The 18,590-nt window shown below is 68.5% G+C and carries 17 protein-coding genes and 1 pseudogene; 10 read left to right on the top strand and 8 right to left on the bottom strand.

What is annotated here, in order from left to right:
* The first annotated feature begins 104 nt into the window (after positions 1-104).
* Both AC3RCE_RS12760 and AC3RCE_RS12755 read left to right on the top strand, forming a co-directional pair.
* Positions 105-1,301 carry an amino acid aminotransferase gene (locus AC3RCE_RS12760; protein ID WP_492255331.1) on the top strand — a complete coding sequence of 399 codons (1,197 nt, stop codon included), beginning with the start codon at positions 105-107 and terminating at the stop codon, positions 1,299-1,301.
* Between the two features lie 189 nt (positions 1,302-1,490).
* Positions 1,491-2,093 (top strand): nucleotidyltransferase family protein, encoded by a 603-nt coding sequence (locus AC3RCE_RS12755; protein WP_492255330.1) that lies wholly within the window; start codon positions 1,491-1,493, stop codon positions 2,091-2,093.
* 104 nt (positions 2,094-2,197) lie between these two features.
* On the opposite strand, the gene ygiD is transcribed toward AC3RCE_RS12755, so the two are convergent.
* Positions 2,198-3,061, bottom strand: coding sequence for a 4,5-DOPA-extradiol-dioxygenase (gene ygiD / locus AC3RCE_RS12750; RefSeq protein ID WP_492255329.1), 864 nt, complete (start codon positions 3,059-3,061; stop codon positions 2,198-2,200).
* A 175-nt stretch (positions 3,062-3,236) separates the two neighbouring features.
* Between ygiD and AC3RCE_RS12745 the strand changes: the two genes are divergently transcribed.
* The 4 genes and pseudogenes from AC3RCE_RS12745 to AC3RCE_RS12730 form a co-directional block, all read left to right on the top strand.
* Positions 3,237-4,127, top strand: a complete 891-nt coding sequence (locus AC3RCE_RS12745; RefSeq protein WP_492255328.1) for a CoA transferase — start codon at positions 3,237-3,239, stop codon at positions 4,125-4,127.
* Between the two features lie 16 nt (positions 4,128-4,143).
* The gene (locus AC3RCE_RS12740; RefSeq protein ID WP_492255327.1) at positions 4,144-4,845 is read left to right on the top strand and encodes a DUF1294 domain-containing protein; all 702 of its coding nucleotides are present in this window, start codon (positions 4,144-4,146) and stop codon (positions 4,843-4,845) included.
* Between the two features lie 191 nt (positions 4,846-5,036).
* Positions 5,037-5,498, top strand: coding sequence for a hypothetical protein (locus tag AC3RCE_RS12735; RefSeq protein ID WP_492255326.1), 462 nt, complete (start codon positions 5,037-5,039; stop codon positions 5,496-5,498).
* Between the two features lie 234 nt (positions 5,499-5,732).
* Positions 5,733-8,192, top strand: a pseudogene (locus AC3RCE_RS12730) (EAL domain-containing protein); the annotation flags it as partial.
* A gap of 16 nt (positions 8,193-8,208) precedes the next feature.
* On the opposite strand, the gene AC3RCE_RS12725 reads toward AC3RCE_RS12730, so the two are convergent.
* The 3 genes from AC3RCE_RS12725 to AC3RCE_RS12715 form a co-directional block, all read right to left on the bottom strand.
* Entirely contained in the window at positions 8,209-9,279 is a 1,071-nt protein-coding gene (locus AC3RCE_RS12725) for a DMT family transporter (RefSeq protein ID WP_492255325.1), read from the bottom strand.
* Between the two features lie 86 nt (positions 9,280-9,365).
* Positions 9,366-10,157: a helix-turn-helix transcriptional regulator gene (locus AC3RCE_RS12720; protein WP_218295126.1), complete on the bottom strand. Its 792-nt coding sequence runs from the start codon at positions 10,155-10,157 to the stop codon at positions 9,366-9,368.
* Positions 10,158-10,185: 28 nt separating this feature from the next.
* Complete coding sequence (locus AC3RCE_RS12715; RefSeq protein ID WP_492255324.1) at positions 10,186-12,600, bottom strand: YgiQ family radical SAM protein; 2,415 nt, start codon at positions 12,598-12,600, stop codon at positions 10,186-10,188.
* Between the two features lie 191 nt (positions 12,601-12,791).
* Between AC3RCE_RS12715 and AC3RCE_RS12710 the strand changes: the two genes are divergently transcribed.
* Positions 12,792-13,766: a bifunctional helix-turn-helix transcriptional regulator/GNAT family N-acetyltransferase gene (locus AC3RCE_RS12710; protein WP_255594662.1), complete on the top strand. Its 975-nt coding sequence runs from the start codon at positions 12,792-12,794 to the stop codon at positions 13,764-13,766.
* A gap of 33 nt (positions 13,767-13,799) precedes the next feature.
* Here the strand turns inward: AC3RCE_RS12710 and AC3RCE_RS12705 are convergent, their stop codons facing one another.
* From AC3RCE_RS12705 to AC3RCE_RS12690, 4 genes are all read right to left on the bottom strand, one after another.
* The gene (locus AC3RCE_RS12705) at positions 13,800-14,408 is read right to left on the bottom strand and encodes a pentapeptide repeat-containing protein (protein WP_255590805.1); all 609 of its coding nucleotides are present in this window, start codon (positions 14,406-14,408) and stop codon (positions 13,800-13,802) included.
* A 179-nt stretch (positions 14,409-14,587) separates the two neighbouring features.
* A complete protein-coding gene (locus tag AC3RCE_RS12700) occupies positions 14,588-14,938 on the bottom strand; it encodes an SMR family transporter (protein WP_218295130.1) in 351 nt (116 codons plus the stop codon).
* Entirely contained in the window at positions 14,935-15,510 is a 576-nt protein-coding gene (locus tag AC3RCE_RS12695) for a TetR/AcrR family transcriptional regulator (protein ID WP_218338666.1), read from the bottom strand. The genes AC3RCE_RS12700 and AC3RCE_RS12695 overlap by 4 nt, the downstream gene beginning before the upstream one ends.
* Before the next feature lie 187 nt (positions 15,511-15,697).
* Positions 15,698-15,895, bottom strand: coding sequence for a hypothetical protein (locus tag AC3RCE_RS12690; protein ID WP_218295132.1), 198 nt, complete (start codon positions 15,893-15,895; stop codon positions 15,698-15,700).
* 207 nt (positions 15,896-16,102) lie between these two features.
* On the opposite strand from AC3RCE_RS12690, the gene AC3RCE_RS12685 reads away from it, so the two are divergent.
* The 3 genes from AC3RCE_RS12685 to AC3RCE_RS12675 all read left to right on the top strand — a co-directional run bounded on the left by AC3RCE_RS12685 (position 16,103) and on the right by AC3RCE_RS12675 (position 18,575).
* A complete protein-coding gene (locus AC3RCE_RS12685) occupies positions 16,103-16,696 on the top strand; it encodes an IMPACT family protein (protein WP_218295133.1) in 594 nt (197 codons plus the stop codon).
* Positions 16,697-16,852: 156 nt separating this feature from the next.
* A complete protein-coding gene (locus AC3RCE_RS12680) occupies positions 16,853-18,268 on the top strand; it encodes a dihydrolipoyl dehydrogenase (protein ID WP_492244974.1) in 1,416 nt (471 codons plus the stop codon).
* Between the two features lie 91 nt (positions 18,269-18,359).
* Positions 18,360-18,575: a YjfB family protein gene (locus AC3RCE_RS12675; protein ID WP_218295135.1), complete on the top strand. Its 216-nt coding sequence runs from the start codon at positions 18,360-18,362 to the stop codon at positions 18,573-18,575.
* The last annotated feature ends 15 nt before the right edge of the window (positions 18,576-18,590 follow it).

Here is an 18,590-nt window from a genome sequence, read left to right as displayed (position 1 = left end):
GGTGCAGTCAACGAGTGGGAGGGGCAGGCCGTTAAAATCGGCGGAACCCGGCACAGTACACCACGCCCGGATTCTTCGCTACTGACAACCTTTCAAGGATTTTCATGTCTCTTTTCACCGCCGTCGAAATGGCCCCCCGCGACCCCATCCTGGGCCTCAACGAGCAATTCAACGCCGACACCAACCCCAACAAGGTCAACCTGGGCGTGGGCGTGTACTTCGACGACAACGGCAAGCTGCCCCTGCTGCAGTGCGTGCAGGCCGCGGAAAAGACCATGATGTCCACCCCTACGGCCCGTGGCTACCTGCCCATCGACGGCATCGTGGCCTATGACAACGCCGTCAAGAGCCTGGTGTTCGGTGCCGACAGCGAACCCGTGACCTCCGGCCGCGTGGCCACCGTGCAGGCCATCGGCGGCACCGGTGGCCTCAAGATCGGCGCCGACTTCCTGAAGAAGGTCAGCCCCAACGCCAAGGTGCTGATCTCGGACCCCAGCTGGGAAAACCACCGCGCCCTGTTCACCAACGCCGGCTTCGAGGTCGATACCTACGCCTACTACGACGCGGCCAAGCGCGGCGTGAACTTCGAAGGTTTCCTGGCCAGCCTGAACGCAGCCGCACCCGGCACCATCGTTGTGCTGCACGCCTGCTGCCACAACCCCACCGGCTACGACATCACGGCCGCCCAGTGGGACCAGGTGATCGCCGCCGTCAAGGCCAGGGGCCTGACGCCTTTCCTCGACATGGCCTACCAGGGCTTTGGCCACGGCATCGCCGAAGACGGCGCCGTGATCGGCAAGTTTGTGGCTGCAGGCCTGAACTTCTTTGTCTCCACATCTTTCAGCAAAAGCTTCAGCCTGTACGGCGAGCGCGTGGGTGGCCTGTCGGTGCTGTGCGCCGACAAGGAAGAAGCCGGCCGCGTGCTGAGCCAGCTCAAAATCGTCATCCGCACCAACTACTCCAACCCACCCATCCACGGTGGCGCGGTGGTGGCCGCGGTGCTGAACAACCCCGAGCTGCGCGCGATGTGGGAAAAGGAACTGGCCGAAATGCGCGTGCGCATCAAGGCCATGCGCCAGAAGCTGGTCGATGGCCTCAAGGCCGCCGGTGTGAAGCAGGACATGAGCTTCATCACCACCCAGATCGGCATGTTCAGCTACTCGGGCCTGACCAAGGACCAGATGGTGCGCCTGCGCAATGAGTTCGGCGTGTACGGCACCGACACCGGCCGCATGTGCGTCGCAGCCCTGAACAGCAAGAACATCGACTACGTCTGCCAGGCGATCGCCAAAGTGATGTAACCCCCTGCGGCGCTGACGCGCCTTCCCCCTTCCTCTCGAATTGCTGCGCAATTCGGGAAGGGGGACGCAGCCAGCGCACGCAAGAGGAGCGCCGCTATGCAGCTTGGGCGGCCCTTGCGCGGCTACCTCGCATTGGCTGCGCTTGTTCAAAGGACAGTGGCGATACGCAATTCGGTGAATACCCCCTTGATGAACCCTGGCGCTGATCTTCAGAGCCGCTTTGTGAGCGAAGCGCTCCAGAACCCGTACAACGCGGTCCTTCTGGAGCGTTTGCCGCTTCTGGGCCTGCCGGATGCCTGGCTGGTGGCGGGCTGCCTGTTCCAGACGGTGTGGAACCTGCGCTCCGGCCTGGAGCCCACGGCGCGCATCAAGGACTACGACCTGTTCTATTTCGATGCGCCGGACCTGTCCGAGGCCGCCGAAGAGGCCGTGCAGGCCCGCGTCACCGCCCTCTTCGCCGACCTGCCGATCACCGTGGAAGCCAAGAACCAGGCCCGGGTGCACCTCTGGTACGAACGCTGGTTCGGCTACCCGTATGCGCCGCTGCAATCGGCGTGCAACGGGATCGAGCGCTTTCTGGTGCCCTGCACCTGCGTGGGCTTGCAGCCTGCATCCGGCCCTGGCATGGAGGAGCCCACGCTGTACGCGCCCTATGGGCTTGAAGAGCTGTATGCCGGACTGATGCGCCCCAACCCGGCGTGCCCGCACTTGCCGCTGTTCCAGGCCAAGGCCGAAAGCTACCGCGAACGCTGGCCGTGGCTGACAGTCCGGGCGGATGACCTGCCGAGCTGATCGGCGCCGCACAGGGTTTTCAAGTCATTTTGGCCTCTGGCGCTTGATCCATAAGCGCTACCAGCTATAAAAATAGAAGCAGACCACCACAGGCGGGGCACCCATCACCCCCACAGCACCGACCGCATCGAGATCGACGCCGACTGGTAGCCCGTGTTGAAGAAACGGGGCATCTCGCTGGGCAACACGGCCCCTGCCGCATACAGCAGCGGCAGATAGTGCTCGTGCGTGGGGTGCGCCTGTTTGGCCACGGCACCCAGTTTCTGGAAGTCCTGCAGGGCGCCGAGCTGGCCTTGCTTAATCTGCTCCTGCACCACGGTGTCGAAGTCGGTGGCCCAGTCGTACGCCTCGTTGGCGGCCGTGCCACGGCGCGTGAGACGCAGGTTGTGCACCACATTGCCGCTGCCCACGATCAACACGCCCCGCTCACGCAGCGCCTTCAATTGCTGGCCCAGCGCGTAATGCTCGGCCGGGGCGCGGCTGTAGTCCATGCTCAGCTGCATCACCGGGATCTGTGCCTTTGGAAACATGGGCTTGAGCACCGACCAGGTGCCGTGGTCCAGGCCCCATTCGCCCTCATCCACGCCCAGAGCGCCTCCGGTGGCAGGCGATTTGAGCTCCCCCGCCAGGCTGCGCGCCACCTGCGGCGCACCAGGCGCGGGGTATTGCTGGTCGAACAGCGCCTGCGGAAAACCACCAAAGTCGTGGATCGTCTTGGGGTTGGCCATGCCGGTCAGCTGCCAGCCGCCACGCGTGAGCCAGTGGGCCGACACACACAGGATGAGCTGCGGCTGAACGGCGCGGGCCGCCAACTCTGCCCCCAAGGCCTGCCAGCTGCGTCGCCAGGCGTTGTCCTCGATGGCGTTCATGGGGCTGCCGTGGCCCACGAACAGCACCGGCATGCGGGGCGAGGGCTTGAGCGCCTGCAAAGCGGGTGCCGTGGCGGCGCTGCTCAGGGACGTGGTCATGAAAGCTCCCGGAAAGGCGGCCAGGCCTGTGAGGGCGGCCAAAGAGGTTCTGCGTTGCATGGGTCAGGGAGCGTAACAAATTATGTATAACGCAGGGAGTGAGCCCGCGCGCCCTGCGAAGTTCCAGCGCCGCGCCTTCCATTCAAAACCACAACGCCGAGACAACCCTGAGCCCATGACCACCGCCCTGCCCCAGCCCCTGCGCAACGTCCGCGTCCTCAGCCTCGCCCTCAACCTGCCCGGCCCCGCCGCCCTGATGCGCTGCGCGCGCATGGGTGCTGAATGCACCAAGCTCGAACCCCCGCCCGCCCCAGGCCATCCCAGCGCCGACCCCATGGGCATCTACAGCCCGGCGGCCTATGCCACGCTGCACCAGGGCGTGCGCGTGGTGCATGCCCACCTCAAAACCTCCGAAGGCCAGGCGGCGCTGCATGAGGAGCTGGCCCGCACCGATGTGCTGATCACCTCGTTCCGCCCCTCGGCGCTCACCAAGCTGGGCCTCTCCTGGGAGGCGCTGCAGTCGAAATACCCGCGCCTGTCGCTGGTGCGCATCGTGGGCGCGGCCGCCGAGCGGGCCGAGGAGCCCGGCCACGACCTCACCTACCTGGCCGACGCCGGGCTGGTGACCGGCACCGAGATGCCGCCCACGCTGTACGCCGACATGGGCGGCGCCCTGATGGCCAGCGAGGCCGTGCTGCAGGCCCTGCTGGAGCGCGCCCACACCGGCAGCGGCGTGTGCATCGAAGTGGCGCTGGCCGATGCCGCCGCCTGGCTGGCCCAGCCGCGCGACTGGGGCCTGACCACGCCCGAGGGCGACGTGGGCGGCAACCACGCGGGCTACCGCATCTACCCCTGCGCCGACGGCCGCGTGGCCGTGGCCGCGCTGGAACCCCACTTCGCCGCGCGCCTGTGCGCCGCTGCGGGGCTGCCAGCCTCTGGCGACCCGGGCCAGCTGCGCGCGCCCGCCACGCACCAGGCCGTGGCGAACTTCCTGCGCGGCCAGACCCGCGGGGAGCTGGACGCGCTCGCCACCGCCCAGGACATTCCCCTGCACACCCTCGCCTGAGAACCCGTTTTCACCGATGCACAAGCAAGGCACCGTCATCCGCTGGGATGCCACACGCGCCTTCGGTTTCATCCGCAGCCCGGACACCTCGGCCGATGTGTTCTTTCATGTGCGGGACTACCAAGGCAGCGCCGCGCCCCGCGAGGGCCTGGCCGTGGTGTATGAAGAAATCCATGTGGGCGGCAAGGGGCCCAGGGCGATGGCCGTGCAGCCTGCCGCGCACCCCGGTGCCACCGCCCAGCCCCGCCCATCGGTCACGGCGCCGCCGACAGCCGCTGCGCGCCCGGCACGGCGCACACCGGCGCAGCGGGCCGCCCGGCCCCAGGTTCGACGCCATCGGCGCACCGCGGATGACAGCGGCCCGTCCACCCCGGCGGGCCCGGCCTTGGTGCTGATGCTGGGCTGGGCGGCCCTGCTGGCCTGGGGCTTCTGGGCCGGCCGGCTCCCCTGGTGGGTGCTGGGCGCTGCCATGGCCATCAACCTCCTGACCTTCCTGGTCTACGCCATCGACAAGAGCGCCGCGCAAAACGGCCAGTGGCGCACCAGAGAGAGCCACCTGCACCTGCTGGGCCTGGCGGGCGGCTGGCCGGGCGCATGGTTCGCCCAGCAGTGGCTGCGGCACAAGTCCCGCAAGCTGGAGTTTCGCGCGGTCTACTGGGCCACCGTGGTGCTCCACTGCGCGGCGCTCGGGGCCTGGCTGGGCGGATGGCTGCGCTAGGCAGGGCTGCAAAGAACCGTCAATTTTGATAGCTGCTTGCGCTGGATGGATATGGGCGAGAGGCTATTTTTCCCCATATTTCCTGCTGCTTCCCAAAGGGTGCTGACGCGCAGAGTGCCCGCTGGCCTACACCACGCACCCGGGGGGAGGGGTTTCAATCGAAAAGGTCTGAAACACCTCGGGAGATGCCCATGAAACCCCTCGTTCTTGATTCCACCATGACCAACATGGGCGGCGTTTTCTACCCCACGGGCCATGTGTTCGCCCTCTTCCCCGACGAAGACTGCGTGCGCCAGGCCGCCACGGCCCTGCAGGGCGCTGGCCACGCGGGCGAGATCGCCTACGCCAGCCCCGAGGTCATCCTGCAGGAGATCGTGCACACCCTGGGCACGGCCGACGCACCCCTGCCGTCGGTGGGCGCCGAGGGCGACATGGTGCGCCGCATCGCCGACCTGGCCGGCACGGGACACCACGGCATACTGGTGCACATGGCCGACAAGGACAACACCGAGCGGCTGGTGGGCGCCATCGCACCGGAAGGCGCGGTAGCGGCTTTCTACTACCGCACGTTCATCATCGAGGATCTCATCACGCCCCCGGCCAAGGACGACGCCCCACAATCGGTACTGGTGGGCACCCACGCGGCACCCTGACGGGGCCCGGCCCTTTCCAGGGGCCCGGACGCCGCGAAGCGGCCCGGCGCGCAGACCAGCGCGCCGGGCCGCTGTCTTTTGGGAACGCGCCTTCGCAGCCCCCGCCGCCAGCCCGGGCTGCGCGCCGCAATGCCATGCTTTGCATGCAGGGGCGACCTGATCGCTATATAGTGCAAAGCACCGCACCGGCGGGCTGTCCGACGCCTTGCCGAAGCCTGTGCCAGCGCCACCGGGATGCATGCCCCGCCCTGTGCCGCCGGCGCTGACGCAGCCCCCAGGAAGCGGCCCGGCAACCAACTTGGCGAACAGGCGGGAGAACAGTCCATGGATGTTGTGTTGCAGCCAGACGAGCGAAGACCCGTGCAGCTGACATTGCGGCTCACCTGGCCCTTCATCGTGATGGTGCTGCTGCTGGCCGCCTGCGCCACCGCCAGCCTGTACGTGCTGTCCACCGTGCGCGGCTTCGTCGCCGGCGAAAGCCTGTGGACGAAGGGGCAGAAGGATGCCATCTATTACCTGGGCCAGTACGCGGCCAATGGCTCGCCCCAGGCATTCGCGCTGTTCACGCAGGCCATCGATATTCCGCTGGGAGACCGGGCGGCCCGCCTGGCCCTGCAACCCGGGCAGGTGCAGGTCGATCTGGCACGCGAGGGTTTCCTGCGCGGGGGCAACCATCCGCAGGACATCGACGGACTCATCTGGCTGCTGCGCTACCTCCACCATTTCGACATCGTTCAAAAGCCGATCCAGCATTGGCTGGTGGGAGACGAATACATCAATGCGCTGCGCGACCTGTCCCACGAGATCCGCCACGATACCGAGCTGGGTTCGGTGGACGACGATACCCGCGCGCAGTGGCAAACCGCCATCCGCGACATCAATGCGGGAGTCACCCCCGCCGCCCGCGCCTTCAGCGAGGCCCTGGGAGACAGCTCGCGCCGCATCGTGGCGTTGCTGATGTGGACCAACATGGGCATCGCGGCCACCCTGATCCTGCTGACCCTGTGGCACACCCACACCCTGCTGGCGCAGCGCCGGCGCGTGGAGCAGGCGCTCAGCGCGGAGCGCGAGCAGGCACGCACCACGCTCACCGCCATCGGCGACGGGGTGGTGACGACCAACATCCATGGCGAAGTGATGTACATGAACCCGGCGGCGGAGCAGCTGCTGGCCTGCAGCGCCCAGCAGGCCGTGGGAAAACCGCTGGACGAGGCCCTGAAGTTCGATGGCGAAGACCCCCGGCCCCAGGCCGCCGGGACGCTCATCGAGCAGATACTGCGGCAGGGCAGCCACGGCGCCGCGAACGCGGGCGGCGCAAGGAGCGCCAAGGGAACGCAGGACGACATCAACCGCACCATCGTGCGCCCCGGCCAGACCGTCGTGCCGGTGAAGCTGGTGGGTTCGCCCATCCAGCACCAGGGCACCGTGACCGGCGCGGTGCTGGTACTGCACGACGTCACGCGCGAACAGCACTACGTGGAACAGCTCTCCTGGCAGGCCAGCCACGACGCGCTCACGGGCCTGGTCAACCGGCGCGAGTTCGAGCACCGGCTCGAGGCCTTGCTCAGCCGCCCGCGCCAGCCGGGCCGCGAGGGCTCCTTGCTCTACGTGGACATGGACCAGTTCAAGCTCATCAACGACACCTGCGGCCACCAGGCGGGCGACGAGATGCTGCGCGAGGTCTGCCGCATGCTGCAAAGCCACCTGCGCGAGGGCGACACGCTGGCGCGGCTGGGCGGGGACGAGTTCGGCATCCTCCTCAAGGACTGCCCCGCCGGGCCCTCGGCGCGCATCGCCGAGCAGCTGCGCCAGGCTGGCCAGGACCTGCGGCTGGCATGGGAGGGCCAGCACCTCACGACGGGCCTCTCCATCGGCATGGTGCAGCTCATCCCCGCGCTCACGTCCATACAGGAAGCGATGCGCGTGGCCGACATGGCCTGCTACCGCGCCAAGGAGGGCGGCCGCAACCGGGTGTTCATCTACCAGCCCGAGGACATCGAGATGACCCGGCGCGAAGGCGACATGGACTGGGTGCGGCGCCTGCGCCTGGCGCTGGAGCACGACCGCTTCCAGCTGCACGCGCAGGCCATCGGCGCGCTGCAGGTCCACGCCGAAGAGGGTTTGCACATGGAGGTGCTGCTGCGGCTGCGCGAGGAGGACGGCCAGCTCGTGGCGCCCGGCACCTTCATCCCGGCCGCCGAGCATTACGGAATGATGCCCTCCATCGACCGCTGGGTGATCCGGCACACGCTGCAGGCGCTGGCGCTGCACCAGCGCACGCCGGGCGCCCTGCCGCTGCACACCTGCGCCATCAACCTGTCGGGCACCAGCCTGGGCGACGACAGCCTGCTCAAGTACATCCGCACCACCCTCACCGAATCCGGCCTGGACCCCGCACTGCTGTGCTTCGAGATCACCGAGACCAGCGCCATCTCGCACCTGCCCAACGCCGTGCGCCTGATGAAAGAGCTGCAGCAGCTGGGCTGCCGGTTCGCGCTGGACGACTTCGGCGCGGGCATGTCGTCCTTCACCTATCTCAAGCACCTGCCGGTCAACTACCTCAAGATCGACGGCGCCTTCGTGAAGGACATGCTGCAGGACCCCACCAGCCGCGCCATGGTGGAAATGATCCACCGCATCGGCCATGTGATGGGCAAGCAGACCATCGCCGAGTTCGCCGAGAGCGCCGCCATCGTGGACGCGCTGCGGCTCATCGGCGTGGACTATGCCCAGGGCTACGCGGTGGCGCGGCCCCTTCCGCTGGGCGAGTGCCTGGGCCAGGCGGTACCGCCGGCGGGTGGCGCCGCGCTCCCCGACGCGCGGCACGCCGCCTGAGGTCCGCTGCCAGGCGCCCCGGCACGATGGCGCCGCTGGCCAGCACCACGCCGGGGACCACCAGCGCCAGTGCCACCCAGGCACTGCGCTGCGGCACCTCTCCCAGCAGCCAGGCCGCGCCCAGCGCCGTGAGCACGGGCACCAGCGCGGCGGACAGCGCCGCGCGGGCGGCACCCAGCCGTGCAATGGCCACCGTGTAGGCCACCAGCCCCAGCACACCGGCCATCACACCCTGCCCCAGCGCCTGGAAGGCCACGTCGGTCCAGGGTGCCGTCACCAGGCGCGGGGCGCCCCAGACAATCACCACGGGCACCAGCAGCACCGCAGATCCCAGGTTCACCAGGGCGGCCCCCTGCCAGGGCGACAGGCCACAGCCCCGAAACGCCAGCGTGTAGGCGGCCCACAGCACGGCCGCCAGCACAAACAGCAGATCCCCGCGCCAGGACGCCAGGCCATCGCGCCACACCCCCAGGCCCAGCGCCGCCACGCCCAGCGCCATCAGCACCAGGCCCAGCACGCGCAGGCGCCCCAGCCTGTCGCCCTGCACCAGCCGCCCGCCCAGCGCCACGAACAGCGGCATGCAGCCGGCCATGAAGATGCCCATGTGCGCCGCCGGCGCCCAGCGTGCCCCCGCCAGCACCAGCAGGCCAAAGGGCAGCCCGCCCCCCAGCACCAGCAGGGCCAGCCGTCCCAGGGACATCGCGGCGGGCCATCCGGTGCGCCGGCACCACAGCGGGGCCAGCACCAGCGCGGGAACGCCATAGCGCAGCACGGCCAGCTCCACCGGCCCGAGCGACGTGGTGACGCCGTGGCGCGTGACGATCTGCCAGCCGCTGCCCACAAGGGCCGCTGCCAGCGCGGCCAGCACCCCGATGGCCAGGTTCCGGGCCGGCGATGCAGGCCGCGCGTGAAAAATGCGAGAAATGGAAAACGCAGAAGAGGACATGGCGCCAGTCTCGCGCCCATGGCCCCGGCGGGATATCAGAATCCTGCGCTTCGCGCGGCCGCGGGCTTGGCAGGCTTTCGCGGGGTCTACCCGCCCCGCCCCTGCAGCGCGGACCGCGCCTGCGCCAGCGTCACGCCCACCTCGGCGCGAAAGACAGCGCCCAGGTGGCTCTGGCTGCAGTACCCCAGGTCGTGCGCCAGCGCAGCCAGGTCCGATTCACCCGCCTCCAGCCGCTGCAGCGCGGCCGCCATCCGCAGGCGCTGGCGGTAGCCGTGCAGGCCCAGGCCCAGATGCCGCCGAAACAGGTGGGCGAGGTGAAACGCCGAGCAGCCGGCCGCGTCCGCCGCATCCTGCAGGGACCACCGCTCGCCATCGGCCAGGGCCACCCGTTGGGCCATGAAGCGCCGCGCGCGCCCTACCGTCCGCGGCGCCGAATGCGGCGGCGTGCCCTGCAGCACATCGAACGCCGCGCCCCCGGCGGGCAGCGGGCGCCCATCGGCCAGCGCCCGCCAGTGCATGCGCAGGCGCCACAGCAGGCGCGGCGTGAGCATGCGCACGCGCGGCGACAGGTTGTTCTGGTTGCCCGGGGCGCCCACCGGCCCATTCCCCTGCGTGCTCACCACGATGCTGGTTTGCGGCGTGGGCTGCAGGGGCCGCATCTGGTAGGGCAGCCCCTGCGGCAAACCCAGGGCCGTCAGGCCGTCGAGCAGGACCACCTGCCCTGCCATCTGGAACTCGGACAGCCCGTCCATGGGCAGCACCCAGCGCCCGGAGGCTGCTTCGTAGGTCGCGCTCCACCGCACGGGCGCGGCATGCTTGAGAACCCGCTCGACCTTCCATGCGGCGCCGGCGTGCAGCAGGGTGCGTTGCTGGGGCATGGCGGGTGTGGCGCGCGTGGCGGCCCGCCTAGCGGGCCTTCTTGAATGCCTTGCCGCTCTTGCCGCCGCCGGGCGCGGTGGCGCCCCCTGTCACGCGCGGTGGCAGGCCGGTGTGCTGGGTCAGGATGCGGCCCTTGGTGGGCTGCTGCACGCTGCGCGATGCGGGCACCACGGCAGCCTTGGCACCGGTGGGGGTGGAATTCTTGCGCCGGGCGCTCTGGTAGCCGCCATCGGTCAGCGGCTGGAAGGTCGGGATCAGGTGGTGCTTGCCGTTGCCAATGAGGTCAGCCCGGCCCATGGCCTTGAGCGCATCGCGCAGCAGGGGCCAGTTGTTCGGGTCGTGGTAGCGCAGGAAGGCCTTGTGCAGGCGGCGGCGCTTTTCGCCACGCACGATGTCCACGGTCTCGCTCTCGCGCGTGATCTTGCGCAGCGGGTTCTTGTTGCTGTGGTACATGGCCGTGGCCGTGGCCATGGGGCTCGGGTAGAAGGTCTGCACCTGGTCGGCGCGAAAGCCGTTCTTCTTGAGCCAGATGGCGAGGTTCATCATGTCCTCGTCGCTGGTGCCCGGGTGCGCGGCGATGAAATACGGGATCAGGAACTGCTTCTTGCCCGCCTCTTCGCTGAACTTCTCGAACATCTGCTTGAACTTGTCATAGCTGCCGATGCCCGGCTTCATCATCTTGGTCAGCGGGCCCTGCTCGGTGTGCTCGGGCGCGATCTTGAGGTAGCCGCCCACGTGGTGCTGCACGAGTTCCTTCACGTACTCGGGCGACTTCACGGCCAGGTCGTAGCGCAGGCCCGAGCCGATGAGGATCTTCTTGATGCCCTTGAGCGCGCGGCCCCGGCGGTATATCTTGATCAGCGGGTCGTGGTTGGTGCCCAGGTTGGAGCAGATGCCCGGGTACACGCAGCTGGGCTTGCGGCATGCGGCCTCGATTTCGGGGCTCTTGCAGCCCAGGCGGTACATGTTGGCCGTGGGGCCGCCCAGATCGCTGATGGTGCCGGTGAAGCCCTTGACCTTGTCGCGGATGTCCTCGATCTCCTGGATGATGGAATCCTCGGAACGGCTCTGGATGATGCGGCCCTCGTGCTCGGTGATCGAGCAGAAGGTGCAGCCGCCAAAGCAGCCGCGCATGATGTTGATCGAGAACCGGATCATCTCCCACGCCGGGATCTTGGTCGCGCCGTCGTGGCTGCCGTTCTCGTCGGCATAGCTCGGGTGCGGGCCGCGCGCGTAGTGCAGGTCGAACACGTGGTCCATCTCGGCCGTGGTCAGCGGGATGGGCGGCGGGTTGATCCATACGTCGCGGGCGGTGGCACCCTCGCCGTGCGCCTGCACCAGCGCGCGGGCGTTTCCGGGGTTGGTCTCCAGGTGCAGCACGCGGTTGGCATGGGCGTACAGCACCGGGTCGCTCTTGACCTGCTCGTAGCTGGGCAGGCGGATCACGCTCCTGTCGCGCGGCGGCACCTTGAGCTTCGCCTTGAGCGCCGGGTTGGCCACGAACAGCATGGGCTGGATGGCGGGGTTGGGTTCAGCCGTTTGAAGGTCTTTTTGGCCTCCAGCGCTTGATGGATCTGCGCCAACAGCTACAGAATCAGGAGCACCCTCCTTGCTGCAGGTGCTGCCCTGCGCCGCCGCCTGCTCGCTGGTCGTCATGTAGGGGTTGACGTGGGCCTCCACGCGCCCGGGCTCGTCCACGCTGGTGGAATCGATCTCGAACCAGCCCTTGCCGCTCTCGTCGTCGGGCCGGCGCACGAAGGCCGTGCCACGCACATCGGTGATCTGCTCGACCGGCTCGCGCGCGGCGATGCGGTGCGCCACCTCGACCAGGGCGCGCTCGGCGTTGCCGTACAGCAGCAGGTCGCACTTGCTGTCCACCACGATGGAGCGGCGCACCTTGTCGCTCCAGTAGTCGTAGTGCGCGATGCGGCGCAGGCTGCCTTCGATGCCGCCCAGGATGATGGGCACGTCCTTGAACGCCTCGCGGCAGCGCTGGCTGTAAACGATGGCCGCACGGTCGGGGCGCTTGCCGCCAATGTCGCCGGGCGTGTAGGCGTCGTCACTGCGGATCTTGCGGTCGGCGGTGTACCGGTTGATCATGGAATCCATGTTGCCCGCTGTCACGCCCCAGAACAGGTTGGGCTTGCCCAGCACCTTGAAGGGCTCGGCGCTTTGCCAGTCGGGCTGGGCGATGATGCCCACGCGAAAGCCCTGGGCCTCCAGCGTGCGGCCGATCACGGCCATGCCGAAGCTCGGGTGGTCCACATACGCATCGCCCGTCACCAGGATGATGTCGCAGCTGTCCCAGCCCAGCTTGTCCATCTCGGCGCGGCTCATCGGCAAGAACGGGGCCGTGCCAAAGCGCTTGGCCCAGTACGGGCGGTAGCTGGTCAATGGCTTTGCGGCACGCGCAAAAAAGGAGACGTCGACGGGGGCGTTCATTCAGATGGGGAGCGCGGCCAGCCCATGTGCGGATGGGGCCTCGTGGGGCGCGGCTGTGGTGGATAACCCGTGATTTTACGTTGGCAGGCGTGTTTTGTCGCCCCGAACGCACTTGCCCTTCACTCCTCAAGGTTTGATGGAGATCAGGCATATACTTGCTTTTGTCAATTAATTACATGACAAAGGCATATATGAGCACGAATCCATCCTCCCAGGCCAGCGCAGCCGCAGGCAGCGCGCCCGTCGCCGCCGACGCCGTGAAGGCCGTGCGCAGGTTCAATCGCTTCTTCACCCGCCGCGTGGGCGTGCTGGACCCGTACCTGGGCAGCGATCTCTCGCTGACCGACGTGCGCGTGCTGTACGAGCTGGCCCACCGCGACGCGCCGGTCGCCAGCGAGCTGGCCCGGGACCTGGGCCTGGACGGCGGGTACCTGAGCCGGATCCTGCGGCGTTTTGAAGGCGCGGGCTGGATCCTGCGCAGCGCCAGCGCCCGTGATGCGCGCCAGAGCGTGCTCACGCTCACCCCTGCCGGGCGCGCTGCGTTCGAACCGCTGCAGCAGCGCTCGCGCGACGAAGCCGCCGCGCTGCTTGCCCCGTTGCCGCCGGCCCGGCGGCACGAACTGGTGGACGCCATGCAACGCATCGAGGCCTTGCTGGAGCCCGCCAGCGGCGCCGCGGCGGCGCCCAAGGTGGCCGTGCTGCGCGACCCCGTGCCCGGCGACATCGGCTGGGTGGTGCAGCAGCATGGCGAAATCTACTGGCGCGAGTACGGCTGGGACAGCCGCTTCGAGGCACTGGTGGCGGACATCGCCGCGCAGTTCGTGCGCAAGTTCCAGCCGGGCTGGGAGCGGTGCTGGATCGCCGAACTGGAGGGCGAACGCGTGGGCGCCGTGTTCGTGGTGCGCAAGTCCGCCAGCACGGCCCAGTTGCGGATGCTCATCCTGTCGCCTCGGGCGCGCGGCCTGGGGCTGGGCGCCCGCCTGACCGACGAGTGCATCGCGTTCGCGCGGGCCAAGGGCTACCGGAAAATGGTGCTGTGGACCAATAGCTGCCTGGCGGCCGCGCGTGGCATCTACGCCAAACGCGGGTTCAAGCTGGTCAAGTCGGAACCCTACGAGGGCTTCGGCCAGCAGGCCGTGGGCGAAACCTGGGAGCTCAGGCTGTAGAAAAGCGCCGGCGATCCGGCCGCCTCGCCGGCTTCACACCACCCGGATGCCCAGCTCGCTGACCAGCACCCCCGCCTGGTCGGCCGAGATGATGGCGCCCTTGAAAGACTGCGCCAGGTGCGCGATGCGCAGCCCGCCCAGGTCGACCGACCGCAGGTCCGCGCCATCAAAGCGCGCGTTCTTCAGGTGCGCATCGCGCAGGCTTCCGCCTTCGAACACAGCATCCCGAAAATCGCACCCGGCCAGATCGGCATCCGACAGGTCCAGCTGCTCCACCGTCTGCTTGCGAAACGAGACGCCGCGCAGGTCGGCCCCCACCAGCAGCGAATCGTGAAAACCCAGCCCCAGCGTGCCGGCCTCGCGAAAATGCGCGCCGGTGAGCTTGACTTCGGCGAACCGTGCCGAGGCCAGGTTGGCGCGGTCCCAGGAGGTGTTGTTCAGGTCGCAGCGGTGAAAGCGCGCCTCGGTGAGGTCCGCCAGGCGGAACTGCGCCTGCCCTGCCCGGCAGTCCAGCCAGCGTGTGCCGCCAAGATCCGCCTTGTCCAGGGAGGTCCCGAGGAACGAACAGCCAATGAACTGGGCGCCGCGCAGCGGCAGGCCCGCCAGGTCCAGCCCGTCGAAGTCGCATTGCTCAAAGTGCAAGGCAGGATGTCCTGCCGCCAGCAGCGCTTGCAGCTGCGCTCTCGAAGGTGTCTGGCCAGTGACGCAGAAAGGCCCGGCGGACGGGGAAGGTCGCAGGTTCATGGGAAACAGGTACAAAAACGGGAATCGGTGGATAGGACATGCCGCGAGGCCGCAAGCCGGGCCGCCTTGGCGGCTGCTCAGTGGCCCACGCTGTGGGAAAACAGGTTCACCACCAGGACACCCGCCACGATCAGGCCCAGCCCGATCACAGCCGGCAGATCCAGGCGCTGGCCGTAGTACACCCAGCCCACGGTGGAGATCAGCACGATGCCCACACCGGACCAGACCGCATAGGCAATGCCCATCGGCAGCGTCTTGAGCGCCAGCGAGAGCAGGTAGAACGACGCCATGTAGGCCACCGCGGTGACCGTGCTCGGCACCAGCCGGGTGAATCCCTCGGAGGCCTTCAGTGCCGTGGTGCCCAGCACTTCCAGCAAGATGGCGGCGCCCAGGATCAGATAGGTGCCCGCGGACGTGCTCCAGGTCATGGCCGGCCTCCTTGGCACAGGGACAGGAGGATGTCCAGGATGGCGGCCTTGCGCGGCTGGTCGAGTGCATAGACATCGAGCATCTGCGCGAACCAGAACCCGTCTCCCGCCAGGCGGCAGGCCAGCAGCACATTGGCCGTGTGGGGATCGTCGCCGTCGGCCTTCAGTGCCGCCGCCATCGCGGCATGCCACCGCTGGCGGCACGGCGCCGACGTCAGGGCCAGCAGGCCGATCGCCCGCTGCGTCTCCACCTGGCGGCTGTCCGAGCCGCTGTCAAAGCAGGTCCTGATGTAGGCACGCGCATGGCGCCCGGGCGTGTCCTCTTCCTGGTCCAGCGCTTTCGCAAAACACTGTTCAAACTCCTCGAAGAGCTGGTCCGACAGCGCATCCAGCAGGGCCTGCTTGCTGCGGTAGTGGTGCTGGAGCCCGCCCTTGGTCACGTGGGCCCGCTGGGCCACGGCATCGAGCGTGACGGCGTGGGGGCCCTCCCGCACCAGGAGTTCCCGGACCACGGCCAGCAATTGGCTGCGGATCAGTTCAGGCTGTTTTTGGCGGCGATGTGCTTCGGTCATTCAACAAACCATCCAGATGGATTGTTTATTGTACCGAGGAGCCAGGCCGATATCGACGAAAGCCCGCAGGGAACCGTGGGGACTTTCCGTGGCCATGCACGGCCCTGCATTGCCGCTATCCAGGAAGAAGGAAGGCGCCCGGGTGCTGGACAGGGCGGGGCCCGCCGGTCGAGCGCCGTCGCCCTGGCTACCATTCCCCGACTTCACGCACCCGCTGCGCCAGATCCGGGAACGCGTCCTCCGCCACCGCGGCTTCGGCCTCGGCAGGCATGGCCTGCGCAACCGCCACGCCAGCAGCGGGCGGTGCCGAGCGCGACAGGAACCTGCCAAAAAGATGGTGGCCCCAGGCGGCATGCGACGGGGCGGTGAACGGGATGGCGAACATGGCGGTTCCTTTTTATAAGGCTTCGGCGCTGCAAAAAACTGAGCGCCAGCGTAAGTCAGGGCTTCAATGCGCAGTGTAGGAATCCGCGCCGCACGCCTGTGTGACAGAACACACGGTCGCGGGCGTTTCACGCGGGCGTACCCCTTCCCACGGCCCTGGGCTGTGACTTTTTTCACACACGGGCCGCCCCCTTACACTCTGCGCCCCATGCCCCACACTCTGGCCGCGCCCGCGCACAGCGAACTTGTCATCAAGAAAAGCCGGTTCATCGGCTGCGTGCAGCCCATGGCCGACCGCGCCAGCGCGCAGGCCGCGGTGGATGCGCTGTGGAAGCAGCACCCTGGTGCCGCGCACATCTGCTGGGCCCTGCTGGCGGGCGGCCAGTCGGCGGCGGTGGATGACGGCGAACCCGGGGGCACGGCCGGGCGGCCCATGCTCGACGTGCTGCGCCACCAGGACCTGGAGGGGGTGCTGGCCACGGTGGTGCGCTACTTTGGCGGCGTGAAGCTGGGAGCGGGCGGCCTCGTGCGCGCCTACACCGACACTGTGGCCCAGGCACTGCTCACCGCCCCCAAGGTCACGCTGCAGCGCATGACAACCCTGCAGTGCCTGGTGCCCTACGCCCTGGAAGGCCTGCTGCGCCGCGAAATCGACCTGGCCGGGGCCGAACTGTCAGAGGTGCGGCATGGCAGCCTGGTCACCGTGCAGCTGCGCCTGCCCGAAGCGCGGGCCGCGGCCTTCGTGCAGCGCATCAACGACTGCGGCCAGGGCCGCGTGGGCTGGACCGAGCCCGCGGCCTGACCGACGGCACCTTTCGGGGCTGCCGCGAGGGCAAGGGCTTCGCCGGCCACGCCGCGCTGCCCGGGCAGGGGGAACCAACAAAGGCCTTTGCGCCTACAAGCGCCGCGCGGCCGGGCCGCGACACTCAGGGTTTGCAGGGCTCCCAAGGAACCACCCATGAGCCAACCGCTCGACACCATCATCATTGGCGCAGGCACGGCCGGCCTGGCCGCCCTGCGCGAGGTGCGCAAACGCACCGACCGCTACCTGATCGTCAACGAAGGGCCCTGGGGCACCACGTGCGCGCGGGTAGGCTGCATGCCCTCCAAGGCACTGATCGAGGCGGCCAACGCCTTTCACCGCCGCCACGCATTCGAGGAATTCGGCCTGCGGGGCGCACAGGCCCTGACCGCCGACATACCGGCCGTGCTGCGGCGCGTGCGCGCCCTGCGCGATGATTTCGTGGCGGGCGTTCTGAAGGCCACCAGCGGGCTGGGCAGCGCCCAGGTATCCGGGCGCGCGTCGCTGGCCGGCCCGCACGCGGTGGACATCGACGGCACCCGCCATGCCACGCGCAGCATCATCATCGCCACCGGCTCGCGCCCGAGCGTGCCGGACGAATGGCTGGCGTTTGGCGACCGCATGCTCACCACCGACACCCTGTTCGAGCAGCCCAGCCTCGGCCCCCGCATCGCCGTGATTGGCATGGGCCCCATCGGCGTGGAGATCTCCCAGGCGCTGGCCCGGCTCGGGCTGCAGGTGGCCGCATTCACCACCGGCGACACACTGGCGGGCCTGAGCGACCCGGCGCTCAACGCCGAACTGACAGCGCTGCTCAAGAAGGACATGGTGCTGCACGCCGGGGCCCCGGCCGAACTGCGGGAAGTGCCCGGCGGCATCGAAGTGCGCAGCGGCTCCCACCGCGTGGTGGTGGACCAGGTCGTCGCCGCCATGGGCCGCGTACCCAATATCGAGCACCTGGGCCTGGACACCCTGGATGTGCCGCTGGACAAGCATGGCATGCCCACGGTGGATGCACGGACCCAGCAGATCGGCAGCCTGCCCGTGTTCCTGGCCGGGGACGCGAACGCCCACGTGCCGCTGCTGCACGAGGCGGCCGACGAAGGCCATATCGCCGGGATGAATGCCCTGGCGGAGACACCTGCGCGCTTTCAGCGCCGCACCCCGCTGGCCATCGTGTTCTGCGATCCCAACGTCGCGATGGTGGGCCAGCGCCTTGCCGACATGGACCCTGTCCACACCATCACGGGCACGGCCAGCTTCGACGACCAGGGCCGGGCCCGGGCAGCCCAGCACAACCATGGGCGCATCTGCCTGCACGCCGACCGGGCCACCGGCCGTCTGCAGGGCGCCGAGATGTGCGCGCCTCAGGGCGAACACATGGCCCACCTGCTTGCATTGGCCATTCAGCAGAAACTGACGGTGCATGACCTGCTGGGCATGCCGTTCTACCACCCCACGCTGGAGGAAGGCTTGCGCACGGCGCTTCGGGACACAGCACGGCAGTTGCCCGGGGTTCGCGCGTCCGACCTGGCGGCGTGCGGAGCCATTGGGGCGGCGGCGCTGGAGTGAGAATGGCAACCCCAGGCGGGCCCGGATATGTAAAAACCCTCAAGCCTGCCGCCCGCATGCCGATATGAATCCATCACCCCAAGGAATCACCATGGACGTCGCCCTCACCAACAGCATCGTCAACACCGCCACCGCGCTGGCCAGTGCCAAGACGTCCGATGCGCTGAACATGGTGGTGCTGAAGAAGGCGCTGGACATGCAGGCCACGTCAGCGGCCACGCTGCTGGATGCCATGCAGCAATCCATGCCCCAGCCAGGGCTGGCCACGTCCGGCACGCTGGGTACCCAGGTCAACACGTTCGCCTGAGCCACCCTTCGGCCA

This window comes from Acidovorax sp. GW823-FHT05D11 (assembly GCF_058795695.1).
The sequence above is the reverse complement of the archived record's forward strand: the minus strand, read 5'-3'. Positions and strand labels throughout refer to the sequence as shown.

What these genes read in the sequence shown, in the direction of transcription:
- AC3RCE_RS12760 (WP_492255331.1), top strand. Translation starts at nt 105, where the DNA reads ATGTCTCTTTTCACCGCCGTCGAAATGGCCCCCCGCGACCCCATCCTG.
- AC3RCE_RS12755 (WP_492255330.1), top strand. Translation starts at nt 1,491, where the DNA reads ATGAACCCTGGCGCTGATCTTCAGAGCCGCTTTGTGAGCGAAGCGCTC.
- ygiD (WP_492255329.1), bottom strand. Translation starts at nt 3,061, where the DNA reads ATGACCACGTCCCTGAGCAGCGCCGCCACGGCACCCGCTTTGCAGGCG.
- AC3RCE_RS12745 (WP_492255328.1), top strand. Translation starts at nt 3,237, where the DNA reads ATGACCACCGCCCTGCCCCAGCCCCTGCGCAACGTCCGCGTCCTCAGC.
- AC3RCE_RS12740 (WP_492255327.1), top strand. Translation starts at nt 4,144, where the DNA reads ATGCACAAGCAAGGCACCGTCATCCGCTGGGATGCCACACGCGCCTTC.
- AC3RCE_RS12735 (WP_492255326.1), top strand. Translation starts at nt 5,037, where the DNA reads ATGAAACCCCTCGTTCTTGATTCCACCATGACCAACATGGGCGGCGTT.
- AC3RCE_RS12725 (WP_492255325.1), bottom strand. Translation starts at nt 9,279, where the DNA reads ATGTCCTCTTCTGCGTTTTCCATTTCTCGCATTTTTCACGCGCGGCCT.
- AC3RCE_RS12720 (WP_218295126.1), bottom strand. Translation starts at nt 10,157, where the DNA reads ATGCCCCAGCAACGCACCCTGCTGCACGCCGGCGCCGCATGGAAGGTC.
- AC3RCE_RS12715 (WP_492255324.1), bottom strand. Translation starts at nt 12,600, where the DNA reads ATGAACGCCCCCGTCGACGTCTCCTTTTTTGCGCGTGCCGCAAAGCCA.
- AC3RCE_RS12710 (WP_255594662.1), top strand. Translation starts at nt 12,792, where the DNA reads ATGAGCACGAATCCATCCTCCCAGGCCAGCGCAGCCGCAGGCAGCGCG.
- AC3RCE_RS12700 (WP_218295130.1), bottom strand. Translation starts at nt 14,938, where the DNA reads ATGACCTGGAGCACGTCCGCGGGCACCTATCTGATCCTGGGCGCCGCC.
- AC3RCE_RS12695 (WP_218338666.1), bottom strand. Translation starts at nt 15,510, where the DNA reads ATGACCGAAGCACATCGCCGCCAAAAACAGCCTGAACTGATCCGCAGC.
- AC3RCE_RS12690 (WP_218295132.1), bottom strand. Translation starts at nt 15,895, where the DNA reads ATGTTCGCCATCCCGTTCACCGCCCCGTCGCATGCCGCCTGGGGCCAC.
- AC3RCE_RS12685 (WP_218295133.1), top strand. Translation starts at nt 16,103, where the DNA reads ATGCCCCACACTCTGGCCGCGCCCGCGCACAGCGAACTTGTCATCAAG.
- AC3RCE_RS12680 (WP_492244974.1), top strand. Translation starts at nt 16,853, where the DNA reads ATGAGCCAACCGCTCGACACCATCATCATTGGCGCAGGCACGGCCGGC.
- AC3RCE_RS12675 (WP_218295135.1), top strand. Translation starts at nt 18,360, where the DNA reads ATGGACGTCGCCCTCACCAACAGCATCGTCAACACCGCCACCGCGCTG.